This is a genomic window from Pseudomonas sp. B21-059 (genome assembly GCF_026016285.1).
GTDB lineage: Bacteria > Pseudomonadota > Gammaproteobacteria > Pseudomonadales > Pseudomonadaceae > Aquipseudomonas > Aquipseudomonas danubii.
The window spans coordinates 1,668,813-1,683,052 of the sequence record NZ_CP087201.1 but is presented as its reverse complement, the minus strand read 5'-3'; the positions used below and the strand labels follow the sequence as shown (position 1 = coordinate 1,683,052).

Annotated in this window: 8 protein-coding genes and 1 pseudogene; 1 reads left to right on the top strand and 8 read right to left on the bottom strand. The window is 64.2% G+C overall.

Features of this window, described 5'->3' with window-relative positions; genetic code table 11:
• Positions 1-287 precede the first annotated feature (287 nt).
• A complete protein-coding gene (gene hrpA, locus LOY69_RS07650) occupies positions 288-4,199 on the bottom strand; it encodes an ATP-dependent RNA helicase HrpA (RefSeq protein WP_265074341.1) in 3,912 nt (1,303 codons plus the stop codon).
• Positions 4,200-4,331: 132 nt separating this feature from the next.
• Positions 4,332-6,053 (bottom strand): bifunctional isocitrate dehydrogenase kinase/phosphatase, encoded by a 1,722-nt coding sequence (gene aceK, locus LOY69_RS07645; RefSeq protein WP_207167239.1) that lies wholly within the window; start codon positions 6,051-6,053, stop codon positions 4,332-4,334.
• Between the two features lie 249 nt (positions 6,054-6,302).
• Between aceK and LOY69_RS07640 the strand changes: the two genes are divergently transcribed.
• A complete protein-coding gene (locus LOY69_RS07640; protein ID WP_170001317.1) occupies positions 6,303-7,199 on the top strand; it encodes a DMT family transporter in 897 nt (298 codons plus the stop codon).
• A gap of 191 nt (positions 7,200-7,390) precedes the next feature.
• On the opposite strand, the gene LOY69_RS07635 is transcribed toward LOY69_RS07640, so the two are convergent.
• The 6 genes and pseudogenes from LOY69_RS07635 to LOY69_RS07610 all read right to left on the bottom strand — a co-directional run.
• Positions 7,391-8,971 carry an aldehyde dehydrogenase (NADP(+)) gene (locus LOY69_RS07635; protein ID WP_265074340.1) on the bottom strand — a complete coding sequence of 527 codons (1,581 nt, stop codon included), beginning with the start codon at positions 8,969-8,971 and terminating at the stop codon, positions 7,391-7,393.
• Positions 8,972-9,013: 42 nt separating this feature from the next.
• Positions 9,014-10,009 (bottom strand): AraD1 family protein, encoded by a 996-nt coding sequence (gene araD1 / locus LOY69_RS07630; protein WP_110651928.1) that lies wholly within the window; start codon positions 10,007-10,009, stop codon positions 9,014-9,016.
• A 52-nt stretch (positions 10,010-10,061) separates the two neighbouring features.
• On the bottom strand, positions 10,062-11,237 hold the full coding sequence (locus tag LOY69_RS07625) for an L-rhamnonate dehydratase (RefSeq protein WP_110651927.1): 1,176 nt from the start codon (positions 11,235-11,237) through the stop codon (positions 10,062-10,064).
• Between the two features lie 33 nt (positions 11,238-11,270).
• On the bottom strand, positions 11,271-12,596 hold the full coding sequence (locus LOY69_RS07620; RefSeq protein WP_102878775.1) for an MFS transporter: 1,326 nt from the start codon (positions 12,594-12,596) through the stop codon (positions 11,271-11,273).
• A gap of 343 nt (positions 12,597-12,939) precedes the next feature.
• The gene (locus tag LOY69_RS07615; RefSeq protein WP_102878774.1) at positions 12,940-13,944 is read right to left on the bottom strand and encodes a 4-hydroxythreonine-4-phosphate dehydrogenase PdxA; all 1,005 of its coding nucleotides are present in this window, start codon (positions 13,942-13,944) and stop codon (positions 12,940-12,942) included.
• Positions 13,941-14,084 (bottom strand): annotated as a pseudogene (locus LOY69_RS07610) (thioesterase); the annotation flags it as partial. The pseudogene LOY69_RS07610 and the gene LOY69_RS07615, both read right to left, overlap by 4 nt.
• Positions 14,085-14,240: the final 156 nt, after the last annotated feature.

Below are 14,240 nucleotides of genomic sequence, written 5' to 3'. Positions count from 1 at the left end.
TCCTCTAGTGTGATGAGGCAGAAGGTCTTGGCACCGCCGTGCCAAACCATAAACGGACTGCCCCGCTGGTGGGAGCCTTCCTGGCATCGCTTTATTCCGATCCGCCCGTTTGCCTGGGATACAGAACAACAGGGCCGGTATTTATGACGGCGGAGTTTGCCATAAACACCGGCATTTCGCCGCAATTGCAGTGTGCTCGGTGGGCGCCGGCTTGACGGCGAAGGGGCCTTGGAGCCTTGAGTTGCCCACGCAGACACCTTCGCTGGGGAGCCGGCGCCTGCATGGGCTCAGGCTTCGACCTGGCTCCACTGCTTGTTCAGGCGCTTGTCGGAAATCGGCACCTTGGTCCCCAGTTGCTGGGCAAACAAGGACACCCGGTATTCCTCCAGCCACCAGCGATACAGCTCCAGTTGCGGGTCGCGCTTGCCTTCCTGGGCATGCTTCTGCGCCCGGGTCTGGTACTGGCTCCACAGGCCCGCCAGCTCAGTGCTCCAGACCCGATCCTTCTGCAGCTGGCTGCCGAGTTTCTCGAAACGCAGTTCCACCGCCTTGAGGTAGCGCGGCAGTTCCTTGAGCCACAGGGCCGGGGTTTCCCGGACAAAGCCCGGGTACACCAGATTCGCCAACTGCGACTTGATGTCGTTGAGGGCCACCGCCTGGGCCAGGTCGATCTTGCCCTTGAAGCGTTTTTGCAGGCCGTGCCAAAGCTTGAGAATCTCCAGGGTCAGGCGCGCCAGACGCTCGGCGTGCTCGGTCCAGGCGCCGCGCTTGCGCTCGGCCAGGGACGCCAGGCCCGCGCCATCGCGAGGCAGCGAGGCTTCGCCGTCGAGGATGCAGCTGTCGAGGCTGGCCAGGAGGATGTCCTCCACCAGGGCATCGACCCGGCCCAGTTCACGGTACAGCAGGCCCAGCTCAGTCAGCCCCGGCAGCTTGCCGCGCAGGAACTTGGCCGGTTCGGCCAATTGCTGCAACAGCAGGCGCTGCAGGGCCCGGCGATGCTGGAATTCGGCCTCGGCGGCGGTGGAGAAACGCCCTTCCTTGACCGTCCCCGCCTCTTCCACCAGGGCCGGGTACACCGTCATCGACAGTCCGGCGATCTTCTGCTGGGTCTTTTCCGCGACCGCGGCAAACACACGGGCCTCCACCGGCTGCTGGCTCTTGGCGGTTTGCGGCACGGCCAGGGCGGCCTGGCTGGCTTCGGCAAAACGCGCCGTCAGTTCGGCCAGGTCCCGGCCTTCGCCAAGGAACTTGCCCTGGGCGTCGACGATTTCCAGGTTCATCCGTAGGTGGCTTTCCACCTGCTGCGCGGCTTCGTTCCAGGCCTCGTCGCTGACCCGTGCACCGGTCATGCGCAACAGCTCGCGGCCCAGGGCCTGGGGCAACGAGCCTTCGGCGAAGACCATGCGCTGCAAGGCCGCCTTGACGAAGTCCGGCACTGGCACGAAGTTTTTGCGCAGGGCCTTGGGCAGGTTGCGCACCAGGGCGATGCACTTGGCCTCGATCAGTCCCGGCACCAGCCATTCCAGGCGTTCGGCGGGCAGCGCCGGCAGCAGGGGCGCCGGCACCCGTAGGGTCACGCCGTCCCGGGGGTGGTTGGGCTCGAAGTGATAACTCAGGGCCAGTTCCAGATCGCCAATATGCAGGGTGTCCGGGTACTGCTTGGCGGTGACTTCACTGGCCTCGCGGGCCAGCACGTCTTCTTCGCGCATGATCAACAGCTGCGGGTTCTTCTGGCTGTGGACCCGGTACCAACTGTCGAAGGTCGCGGTCTGGTGGATCTCCGCCGGCAGGCGCTCGTCGTAGAAGGCGAACAGGGTTTCCTCGTCCGCCAGGATGTCCCGGCGCCGGGCCTTGGCTTCCAGGGCGTCGAGCTGTTCCAGCAATTGGGTATTGGCAGTCAGGCACTTGGCCTTGGACTGAATCTCACCGCGCACCAGGGCCTCGCGGATAAACAGCTCGCGGGACACCACCGGGTCCACCGGCCCGTAATGCACCGGCCGACGGCCGACCACGATCAGCCCGAATAGGGTGATCTGCTCGTAAGCCACCACCTGGCCACGCTTCTTCTCCCAATGGGGTTCGAAGTGGTTCTTCTTCACCAGGTGGCCGGCCAGGGGCTCGATCCAGTCGGGCTCGATCTTGGCCACCATGCGCGCGTAGAGCTTGGTGGTTTCCACCAGCTCGGCGGTCATCAGCCATTGCGGGCGCTTCTTGCCCAGGCCCGAGGACGGGTGAATCCAGAAACGTCGCTGCCGGGCACCGAGGTAGTCGCCGTCTTCGGTCTTCTGGCCGATCTGGCTCAGCAGGCCCACCAGCACCGCCTTGTGCAGTTTCGGGTAGTCCGCCGGTTCCTTGTTCAGGCTCAGTTGCAGGTCGCGGCAGATCAGGCTCAGTTGCCGGTGCGAATCGCGCCATTCCCGCAGGCGCAGGTAATTCAGGAAGTTCTTGCGGCACCAGTTGCGCAGCGGGCTGGCGGTCAGGGCCTGGCGCTGCTCTTCAAAGCCGCGCCACAGATTGACCAGCCCGGCGAAGTCCGAATCCACGTCCTTCCACTGTGCGTGAGCCTGGTCGGCGGCTTGCTGACGCTCCGGCGGACGTTCGCGAGGGTCCTGGATCGACATGGCACTGGCAACGATCAGCACTTCCTGCAGGCTGCCGAGCTTGGCCGCTTCCAGCAGCATGCGGCCCATGCGCGGGTCCACCGGCAGCCGCGCCAGTTGCCGGCCCAGGGGCGTCAACTGGCTGTTGCGGTCCACTGCCGAGAGTTCTTGCAGCAGGTTGAAACCGTCGCTGATGGCCTTGCCATCCGGCGGCTCGATAAACGGGAAGGCGGTGATTTCCCCCAGGCGCAGATGGAGCATCTGCAGGATCACCGCCGCCAGGTTGGTACGCAGGATCTCCGGATCGGTGAACTCCGGCCGGCCGAGGAAATCTTCCTCGCTGTACAGGCGCACGCAGATCCCCGGCTCGACCCGGCCACAACGGCCTTTACGCTGGTTGGCGCTGGCCTGGGACACCGCCTCGATGGGCAGGCGCTGGACCTTGGCCCGGTAGCTGTAGCGGCTGATGCGTGCAGTGCCGCTGTCGATCACGTAGCGAATGCCCGGCACGGTCAGCGAGGTTTCCGCAACGTTGGTCGCCAGCACCACCCGCCGCCCCGGGTGGGACTGGAAGATCCGCTGCTGTTCCGCCGGCGACAGGCGCGCGTACAGCGGCAGGATCTCGGTGTGCTTGAGCTGAGCCTTGCGCAGCATGTCCGCGGCGTCGCGAATTTCCCGCTCCCCCGGCAGGAACACCAGCACGTCTCCGGGGCTGCGGCGTTCGCTGCGCTCGTAGGCGGCGATTTCATCCAGGGTGGCGAGGATCGCCTGGTCCACCGTCAGGTCGTCCTCGACCCGGTTGCCCTCCTCGTCCTGCTCCAGGGTCAGGGGGCGATACCAGGTTTCCACCGGAAAGGTGCGGCCAGAGACTTCGACGATCGGCGCGTTATCGAAGTGCTTGGAGAAACGCTCCAGGTCGATGGTGGCCGAGGTGATGATGACCTTCAGGTCCGGACGCCGAGGCAACAGGGTCTTGAGGTAACCGAGGAGGAAGTCGATGTTCAGACTGCGCTCGTGGGCCTCGTCGACGATGATCGTGTCGTAGCGCTCCAGGTAACGGTCGTTCTGGGTTTCCGCCAGCAGGATGCCGTCGGTCATCAACTTGATCAGGGTGCTGGAGTCGCTCTGATCCTCGAAACGCACCTGGTAACCCACCAGCGACCCGAGGGGCGTGGCCAGTTCTTCGGCCACTCGGCTGGCGACGCTGCGGGCAGCGATCCGCCGGGGCTGGGTATGGCCGATCAGCCCCTGCTGGCCGCGACCGATCTCCAGACAGATCTTCGGCAACTGGGTGGTTTTGCCCGAGCCGGTCTCACCGGCAATGATCAGCACCTGATGCTTGAGCAGCGCCTCCTTGATCTCGTCGCGCTTGGCGGCGATCGGCAGGCTGTCGTCATAGCGGATCAGCGGCACGCTGTCGCGCCGCGCCGTCACCAGGTTGCACGACGCCTGCATCCGCTCCAGCCACTGGGCGAGCTTGGCCTCGTCGGGCTTCTTGCGCAGTTCAAGCAACTGCCGGCGCAACCGGTGGCGGTCGGCGAGCATGGCTTGATCGAGGTTTTTCAACAGTTGGTCGATTGCAGGCGATTCGGAAGTCATCAGGTACGCAAAATGTCGTCTATGTAGGCAGGGCGCGATTGTCGCAGAAAAGCGCAGGCAATACGTAGGAGCCGGCGTGCCGGCGAAGGCGTGCTCACGGGCACCTTCGCTGGCACGCCGGCTCCTGCACTTCTATTCGTCTTCCAGGCCTTTGCGCCGGTAAGGGAAGACATCGATGATCTTGCCGGCGCGGATGGCGTCCTGCAGGCCCTTCCAGTAGTCGGCGTTGTACAGCTCGCCGTGCAACTGGTCGAACAGCTTGCGCTGGCCGGCATCGGCGAACAGGAACGGCGGGAACTCCTCGGGGAACACGTCGTGGGGGCCGATGGAATACCAGGGCTCGGAAGCCATCTCGTCCTCCGGCGTACGGGGCGCCGGAATGTGACGGAAGTTGGCTTCGGTGAGGTAGCAGATCTCGTCGTAGTCGTAGAACACCACCCGACCGTGACGGGTCACGCCGAAGTTTTTCAGCAGCATGTCGCCGGGGAAGATGTTGGCTGCCGCCAGTTGCTTGATCGCCAGGCCGTAGTCCTCCAGGGCCTCGCGGACCTGATCCGGGTTGGCGTGCTCCAGGTAGAGGTTGAGCGGGGTCATGCGGCGCTCGGTCCAGCAGTGGCGGATCAGCACGGTCTGGTCTTCCACGGCCACGGTGGACGGCGCCACTTCCAACAGTTCCTCAAGGCAGGCCGGGTCGAACTTGCTCAGGGGGAAGCGGAAATCGGCGAACTCCTGGGTATCGGCCATGCGCCCGACCCGGTCGACGCTTTTCACCAATCGGTACTTCTCGATCACCGTGGCCCGGTCGACGTTCTTCGACGGCGAGAAGCGGTCCTTGATGATCTTGAACACGGTGTTGAAGCCCGGCAGGGTGAACACGCTCATGACCATGCCGCGCACACCGGGAGCCATGATGAAACGGTCATCGGTGCTGGCCAGGTGGTTGATCAGGGCGCGGTAGAACTCCGACTTGCCGTGCTTGTAGAAGCCGATGGAGGTGTACAGCTCGGCGATGTGCTTGCCCGGCAGGATGCGCTTGAGAAAGCCGATGAATTCCGCCGGCACCGGAACATCCACCATGAAATACGAGCGGGTGAAGGAGAAGATGATCGAGACATCGGCTTCGTCGGTGATCAGCGCATCGATCTGGATGCCCCGGCCTTCACGATGCAGCAGCGGGATCACCAGGGGCCATTGCTCTTCGTGGGTGAAGATACGCCCCACCAGGTAAGCGCCCTTGTTGCGATAGAGCACCGAGGAGAACAGTTCCAGGGTCAACTCCGGGTCCTTGCACACCCAGTCCGGCAGGTTCTCCCGCAGTTGCGCCTCCAGGCGCCGCAGGTCCCCCGGCAGGTCGGCATAGTCCTCGCTGAAGCGGTAGTCGGCGAACACCTGTTCGAGCATCGCCGGCAGGTTGCCCTTGGGGTGGTAGCTGCGGGTCTGCGCGGCCCGGGCCCGGCGCAGGCTGGGCCGGGTGGTGTGGATGAACATGCAGCCGTCGCTGATCAGGTCATGGCTGAACAGCCCGCAGAAGATCGAGTTGTACCAGGTCTCGGACAGCTCATCGTCAAAACGCAGGTCGATCAGGCTGATGTAGGCGCTTTTCACCAGGGGCCACTGGCCGACATCCATCAACGCATCGTCGCTGAAGGACTGGTGCAACCGGGCCACGGTTTCCCCGACCTTTTCCTCATACAGGTTGATCCGCGCCGCCGAGGCCCTCTGCGCTTCCTGCCATTGCGCCTGCTCGAAGCGTTGCCGGGCACCGTCGGTGATCTGGCGAAAATGCTCGCGGTAGTCGTCGAAGCCATCGAGGATCATTCGAGCGATATCGGCGGCGGGCCATGGCTGCGGCATAAGTAGACCTCTGCGGGAATTTACGATGCCAGAGCTTAGCCAGTGAAACGGCTTGAGGAGAAGCGTATTTTTGTGATCAAGCGTACGCCGGAAAATGACCCGGCAGTCGCCCTGCTCCCCAGGCTTGTGTGGCGGATCGTGGGACACAACAAACCCAGTGCCAGGTTTCTTCGCCCTGTGCGCCAATAAGGTTTGCCATGCCCGCCAGCGCTGGGCAAGATCCCCGCCCTCAAACCGAAGGATCCTTCCGTGAGACTTGTCGATCTCCTGCGTCTGTTGTCGCTGGCCGCCATCTGGGGCGCGAGCTTTTTATTCATGCGCATCATCGCCCCGGTGCTGGGCAGCGTACCCACGGCGTTTTTCCGGGTGTCGATTGCCGCGCTCGGGCTGCTGGTCATGCTGGCGCTGATGCGGGTCGACTGGAATTTTCGCGGCAAGCTCAAGACCGTGTTGCTGCTCGGTGTGATCAACTCAGGTATACCGGCAACGATGTATTCGGTGGCAGCCCAGGTGCTGCCTGCCGGCTACTCGGCGATCTTCAATGCCACCACGCCCTTGATGGGGGTGTTGATCGGCGGGCTGTTCTTTCATGAGCGGCTGAGCCTGAGCAAGATCGCCGGCGTCTGCCTGGGCCTGTTCGGCGTCGGCATCCTGACCCGTGCCGGCCCCGTGGCCTTCGACCATGAACTGCTGCTGGGCGCCCTGTCCTGCCTGATGGCCACCACCTGCTACGGCTTTGCCGGCTTCCTCGCGCGGCGCTGGCTGGATCAGGCCGGCGGCCTGGACAGTCGCCTCTCGGCGCTGGGCAGCATGCTCGGTGCCACCCTGCTGCTGTTGCCCCTGTTCGCCTACAACGCCATCAGCCAGCCGCCAGCCAGTTGGGGTGGCTGGAGCGTGTGGCTGTCGCTGCTGGGCTTGGGGCTAGGCTGCACGGCGTTTGCCTATGTGCTGTATTTCCGTCTGCTCAGCGCCATCGGTCCGGTGCGATCAATGACCGTGACCTTCATGATTCCGCCGTTCGGCGTGTTGTGGGGGGCCTTGCTGCTGGATGAGCCGCTGTCCATGGCGCATCTGTATGGCGGCGCGCTGATTGGCGCCGCCCTGTGGCTGGTGCTGCGGCCCACGGTCACGAGCAGCGCTCGCTGACCCGTGGCTCTTGTGGCCACGGCTAGCGCGGGTCGTGTAGCCGCTGCCGCAGGCTGCGAACGGCTTGGGCGGCATTGCGACGCAGCAGACGCGGCCATCTGGCGCCCGCACAAGGTTCGGCAGCAGACCGTCAAGCAAGGCCCTGCGGGCCTTTTCGCAGCCTCGCCGGAGCTCGGCAGCGGCTACGGAGCCTAAAGCGCGGCGTTGCTCATTTCGCCATCCACCAGACGCCGAATACCCAACGGGTTGGCATTGCGCAGGGCTTCGGGCAACAGCGCGTCCGGGTAGTTCTGGAAACACACCGGCCGCAGGAAGCGCTCGATCGCCAGACTGCCCACCGAGGTGCCCCGGGCATCGGAAGTGGCCGGGTAAGGCCCGCCATGAACCATGGCATCGCAGACTTCGACCCCAGTCGGATAACCGTTGAGCAACAGCCTACCGACCTTGTCCTGCAGGGTCTCGGTCAACCAGCGATGCTCCAGCAACTCCGGCTCCTCGCCGATCAGGGTCGCGGTCAGTTGCCCGCGCAGCCCCTGCAAGGCCGCCGCCAGCTCGCTCCAATCAGCCACTTCGATGACGATGCTGGCTGGGCCGAAGACTTCCTCCTGAAGCCGTTCATCCCCCTCCAGCAACAGGCTGACATCAGCCTGGAATAGCTGAGCCTGTGCCTGGGCGCCCTGTTGTGGCCGACCCGCCAGGTGCCGCAGGCGGGGATGCTGGTGCAAGGCTTCAACACCCTGGCAGTAGCTGGCCAGCGTGCCGCTGTTGAGCATGGTCTGCGGCGCCTGCTGGTCCATCTGCGCGCTGAACGCTTGGAGAAAGGCGCTGAACTGCGGCGAGCGCAGGCCGATGATCAGGCCCGGATTGGTACAGAACTGACCCGCGCCCAAGGTCACCGAGCCCGCCAGTTCGGCGGCGATCCGCGCGCCCCGGACCCTGAGTGCCTCGGGCAGCAGGATCACCGGGTTGATGCTCGACATCTCGGCGAACACCGGGATCGGCTGCGGCCGGTTCGCAGCCATCTGACACAAAGCGTTGCCGCCCTTGAGGGAGCCGGTAAAGCCCACTGCCTGGATCGCCGGGTGCTTGACCAGCCACTCCCCGACCCCGGCGCCGTAGATCATGTTGAACACCCCGGCGGGCATCTCGCTGCGCTGCGCCGCACGGATGATCGCGTCGGCCACCCACTCGGCGGTCGCCATGTGTCCGCTGTGGGCCTTGAACACCACCGGGCAACCGGCGGCCAGGGCCGCAGCGGTGTCGCCACCGGCCGTGGAAAACGCCAGGGGAAAGTTGCTCGCACCGAATACCGCCACCGGGCCCAGGCCGATATGGTACTGGCGCAAGTCCGGGCGCGGCAGCGGCTGGCGCTCGGGCAAGGCGCGATCGATGCGTGCGGCATAGAAGTCCCCCCGACGCAGGACCCTGGCGAACAAGCGCAACTGGCCGCTGGTACGCCCACGCTCGCCCTGGATACGCGCAGCGGGCAAGGCGGTTTCCCGGCAGACGGTGGCGATGAAGTCATCCCCGAGACGATCCAGTTCATCGGCAATGGCATCGAGAAACTGGGCGCGCCTCTCGGCGCTGAGGTTGCGGTACAGCGGGAAGGCCTGCGCGGCGGCCCGGGCCGCAGCATCCACTTCTGCCGCAGTCGCCTGGAAGAAGCTTCCCGGCAGGGCTTGGCCACTGTCGGCATCCAGGCTGTGCAGTTGCACCTCGCCCTGTGCGCTGCGGCCGCCGCCAATGTAGTTGTGTCCAGACAAGCGAGTCATGAGGCATTCCTTGACCGGCGCCAGGGGCCGGTGATTGAAGGTTTACAGGGCACGCACCTGGCCGATGGCCAAGGGCTGGGCGCTTTCGCCGATGGTGTTTTCCAGGGGCGCGCCGAAGGCTTCGAGGCTGATCTGGAAGCGGTCGCCGGGCCGCGTGCGCACCCCATCGGCAAAGGACAGGGTGGCGGTGCCGAAGTAGTGCACATGGACGTCACCGGGACGCAGGAACTGCGCGTACTTGAAGTGGTGGTATTCGAGGTTGGCCAGGCTGTGGCACATGTTGTCCTCGCCGCTGAGAAACTCCTTTTCCCAGAGCACTTCAGCGTCGCGGATGATGCGGCTGCGGCCCACCAGGTGCCGGGGCAGTTCGCCGACCCGCAATTCCGGGCCATAGGCGCAGTAGCGCAGCTTCGAGTGGGCCAGGTACAGGTAGTTGCGCCGCTCCATCACATGGTCGGAGAACTCGTTGCCCAGGGCATAACCGACGCGGTACGGCAGGCCATCCTCGCCGATCACATAAAGGCCGGTGAGCTCCGGCTCCTCGCCGGCATCCTCGGCAAAGGGCGGTACAGGAAAATCGCCGCCGGGAGGTACGACAATGCTGCCGTCGCCCTTGTAGAACCATTCCGGCTGGGCTCCCACTTGCCCGGCTGCAGGCTTGCCGCCTTCCAGGCCCCATTTGAAGATGCGCATGGTGTCGGTCATGCCGGCTTCCACCCCAGCGTCATGCTGGTGCATCTTGTCCCGGGCCGAGGCGCTGCCCAGGTGAGTCAGGCCGGTGCCGCTGATCAGGCAGTGGGCCGGGTCCTCATGATCCAGGGGCGGCAGGACCCGGCGCTGCTGCAGCAGCTGTGCATAGTCCGGCCCCGGATCACTGCCACGCCGTTGCGCTTCCTGCTGCAGGGTGCGCTGGTTGCGGATCGCCGCCAGGGCCAACTCTCGGGTGCTGGCGGTGTTGCGCAATACTCGCAGTTGCTGCTCTTCGATCACCCCGACCTGACGCTGACCGGTGCTGCTGAAAAATTGAATCAAGCGCATGTTCGCTCTCCCACAGGTCTGCACAGCGCCGCCCGCAAGCGGCGCCCGAGGCTTATTCGATGATGTTGAATTCGCTCAGGTAATCTTCGGAGATTTCCAGGCCCAGGCCCGGTTTGTGGTCGTCGAGCTGGATGTAGCCCTTGACCGGCTGCGGCTCGCCCTTGAACACGTAATAGAAGAGTTCGTTGCCGACCTCGACGTCGAACACCGGGAAGAACTCGGCCATCGGCGAGGCCGTGGTGGACAGGGTCAAGTGGTAGTTGTGCATCTGCCCGGCATGGGGAATCACCGGCACCGACCAGGCTTCGGCCATGGCGTTGATCTTGCGCGCGGCGGTGATGCCACCGACACGGTTGGTGTCGTACTGGATCACGTCGACGGCGCGACGTTCCAGCAGGTCCTTGAAGCCATAGGAAGTGAACTCGTGCTCGCCGCCGGAGATCGGCATGATGCCCATTTTCTTCAGCTCGACGTAGCCTTCGAGGTCATCGGCGATCACCGGCTCCTCCAGCCAGCGCGGCTCGAACTCCGCCAGCTTGGGCAACATGCGCCGGGCGTATTCCAGGGTCCAGCCCATATAGCACTCAAGCATGATGTCCACGTCCGGGCCGACCAGTTCGCGCAGGGCGCGTACCTGCTCGATGTTGCGGCGCATGCCGGCCGGGCCGTCCTTGGGGCCGTAGCCGAAGCGCATCTTCAGCGCGGTGAAACCCTGGTTGAGGTAGCCCTGGGCCTCTTCGAGGAACAGATCGAGATTGTCATTGGCGTAGAGCTTGGAGGCGTAGGTCCAGATCTGGTCCTTGGTGCGCCCGCCGAGGAGCTTGAATACCGGCTTGTTCACTGCTTTGCCCATGATGTCCCAGAGGGCAATGTCGATCGCCGAGATGGCCGCCATGCCGATGCCCTTGCGCCCCCAGGCGTGGCTCTGACGGTACATTTTCTGCCAGATGTATTCGTTGTCGAAAGGGTCCTCACCGATGGCGATCGGGGCCAGGTAGGTGTCGATGATTTCCTTGGCCACCCGCGGCGCCAGGGCGCAATTGCCTATGCCCACCAAGCCGTTGTCGGTTTCCACTTCCACCACCAGCCAGCCGTGGAAACGGAACGAGCCCATGGCATCGCCACGCTCGAAGAGGATGTCCGTGGCGTTGGTGCAAAAGTGCGCCTGGGGTGGCACGACTTTGCCTTTCCACTCGAATACACGGGTACGGATCGCGGTGATTTTCATCAGGAGGTTTTCCTTGCAAGGCGTGGGTAGTGATCAGCCGACCTGGGCCGGTGTGAGCTGTTTGGGAGTGGTCGGGGTGTGCCGGGTATTCAGGCGTGACAACAGAATGGCGCCGAGGATGCCGACCAGGGCCAGGGCGAACATCCCCGCACGCGGGTCGGCAAACTGGGTTTCCATCAGGGTCTTGAGGTTCGGCGCGACAAAGCCGCCGAGGTTGCCGATGGAGTTGATCAGGGCGATGCCGCCGGCCGCCGCGGCGCCGCTGAGGTAGCCGGTGGGAATGGTCCAGAACAGCGGCTGCACGGCGACAAAGCCGGCGGCGGCGAAACAGAAGGCCAGGACCACCGGCACCATGCTGCTGCCCAGCGCCGAAGCAGCGATGCCCAGGGCGGCCATGCTCAGCATGACCACCGCCAGGTGCCGGTGCTGACCACTGCGGTCGGCATAGCGGGTCACCAGACGGGTCACCAGCAAGGCGCAGATCCACGGAATCGCGGTGATCAGCCCGACGCTAAGGCCGACGTGGCCATCCAGCAGCCCGGCGATGCGTGTCGGCAGGTAGAACACCACGCCGTAGACGCTCATCTGGATGGTGAAATAGGCCAGGCAGAATTGCAGGACCCGGCGGTTGCGCAAGGCACTGAAGAAGCCGTGGGGGCTGCTGTCCTTTTTCCTCGCGTCCTCTTCGGCCAGGGCCTCATGCAGCGCCTGCTTCTGCTCGTGGCTCAACCAGCGTGCATCGCCGGGACGATCCACCAGGTAAAAGTAGGCGGCGACGCCGACGACCGAGGCCATCAGGCCCTCGACCACGAACAGCCATTGCCAGTTGGTCAGGCCGAACACGCCGTGGAACTCCAGCAACCAACCCGACAGCGGGCTGCCCAGGACCAGCGCCAAGGGCAGACCGAAATAGAACAGCCCCAGGGCCTGGCCCCGGCTCTGGGCCGGGAACCAGTAAGTGAGGTACAGAATGATCCCCGGGAAGAAGCCGGCCTCGGCCACGCCCAGGAGAAAGCGCAGCACATAGAAGGTCTGGGCGTTGTGGGCGAACATCATCGCCGCCGACACCAGGCCCCAGGTGACCATGATCCGGCACAGCCAGACCCGCGCACCAAGGCGATGCAGCATGTAGTTGCTGGGCACTTCGAAGAAGGCGTAGCCGATGAAGAAAATACTCGCGCCAAAGGCGAAGGCCGCATCGCCGAGGCCGGTATCGGCTTGTAATGCGGCCTTGGCGAAGCCGACGTTGGAGCGGTCGATAAAGGCCAGGATGTACATCAGGATCAGGAACGGCAGCAGACGCAGCCGGCTTTTGGAGATGGCGCTGGCGAGCGCCAGCGCGGAATCTGGACGAGTCATGTGGATGTTCCTTGAGTGCCGATCATGCCTTGCGCAAGGGACAAGGCGGGCTTCTTGTAGTTGTTCGATCGCTTGAGGGAGTCGCTGGCAGCCGCTCAATCGATGGGGCGACTTTAGCCAGCGCCGACAGCACCGGCTAATCACTTATGGGTATCCAGCGATAACCACCGGTGATCGCAAGAGACCTTTTATTGCCTTTCAGGGTTATCAGAGAGAGCGCCTGCCTTTCGCCGGCCAGCCGGCTCCTACAGCCATGCCGGCCCAGGCGTTCCGGCAAACGGCGGATGCCAGAAAGCATTCCCATGCCTAGGCATGGGAATGCGCGAGCAAGCAAACGCTGCGATCAGTGGCGGTGGGCGCCCATGCGGCAGGCGATCTCGAAGGCCTGGCCAATGGCGCCGGCATTGGCCTTGCCCTGCCCGGCAATATCGAACGCCGTACCGTGGGCCGGCGTGGTGATGGGAATAGGCAAGCCGCCCTGCACGGTGACGCCACGGGAAAAGCCCATGAGCTTGATCGCGATCTGCCCCTGGTCGTGGTACATGGTCACCACCGCGTCGAAGGCACTGGCGTCGCCCTGGACCTTGAGGAAGATGGTGTCAGCCGGATAAGGCCCGTCAGCGCCGATACCCAGGGCCTGGGCGGTCTTCACTGCCGGGCCGATGATATCCAGCTCCTCGCGACCAAAAGAGCCATGGTCGCCATTGTGCGGATTGAGACCGCAGACGCCGATGCGCGGCCGTGCCAGACCATTGCGTTTGAGGGCCTGGTCGATCAGTTGGATGGCCTCCAGCACTCGCGCCTGGCTGAGCAGGCCCGGCACCTCGGCCAGGGCCACATGGGAGGTCACCCGTGAGGTCCAGAGGTTGTCGAGGACGTTGAACTCACAGAACGGCCCGTGGAAGTCCAACCGCTCAGCGAACCAGTGCAGCTCATCGCTGTGGGCCATACCGGCCATGTGCAGCGAGGTCTTGTTCAAGGGGCCGAACAGCACCGCGTCGGTGGTCCCGTCACGGGTCAGGCCCAGGGCCACTTCGAGGGTGTCAAGGCAATAACGCCCACCCACGGCGCTGGCTTGGCGGCGCGCAAACTCGCCTACTGCATTGCCGCGAAAATCATAGAACAGCGGCGTGTCGTCAGTGAACGCCAACGACTCCAGGGTACTGACCTTGCGATAGGCAAACTCGCACCCGGCGATGTCCATGCCGCGACGCATTTCTGCTTCATCGGCAATCAGGATCACCTTGGCCTGGGCCCGCACCTGGGGCTGGCTCAACAACCGGGCAATGAGTTCCGGGCCGATGCCAGCCGGGTCCCCCAGGACCATGGCGATGGTGCTCTTGCTCATGCTTCACTCCTTGCAGGTTCAGGCTCGGGGCGCGCATCCACGCCCGGCTCGCAACGGAAGAGCTGTTGCGCATTGCTGTAGAACAGGCGCTGCTGATCGGCCCGTGGCAGATCGGCGACCCTGTGTTTGAAATTGTTGTAATGCATGCAGCGCTCGACTGGGACAGCGCCACGTGGGGGCACTATCGAGGCCCTGGAGATAACCGTCTAATCAAAACTTGAGATACACCGATAGCTGGAAGATATGCCTACAAGGGATTCAGAGAACTCCGAAGCTCTACGGTATTTTCCAACCAC

Coding starts and splice junctions, on each gene's coding strand:
- araD1 (WP_110651928.1), bottom strand. CDS start 10,009: ATGCGCTTGATTCAATTTTTCAGCAGCACCGGTCAGCGTCAGGTCGGG.
- aceK (WP_207167239.1), bottom strand. CDS start 6,053: ATGCCGCAGCCATGGCCCGCCGCCGATATCGCTCGAATGATCCTCGAT.
- LOY69_RS07620 (WP_102878775.1), bottom strand. CDS start 12,596: ATGACTCGTCCAGATTCCGCGCTGGCGCTCGCCAGCGCCATCTCCAAA.
- LOY69_RS07635 (WP_265074340.1), bottom strand. CDS start 8,971: ATGACTCGCTTGTCTGGACACAACTACATTGGCGGCGGCCGCAGCGCA.
- LOY69_RS07615 (WP_102878774.1), bottom strand. CDS start 13,944: ATGAGCAAGAGCACCATCGCCATGGTCCTGGGGGACCCGGCTGGCATC.
- hrpA (WP_265074341.1), bottom strand. CDS start 4,199: ATGACTTCCGAATCGCCTGCAATCGACCAACTGTTGAAAAACCTCGAT.
- LOY69_RS07625 (WP_110651927.1), bottom strand. CDS start 11,237: ATGAAAATCACCGCGATCCGTACCCGTGTATTCGAGTGGAAAGGCAAA.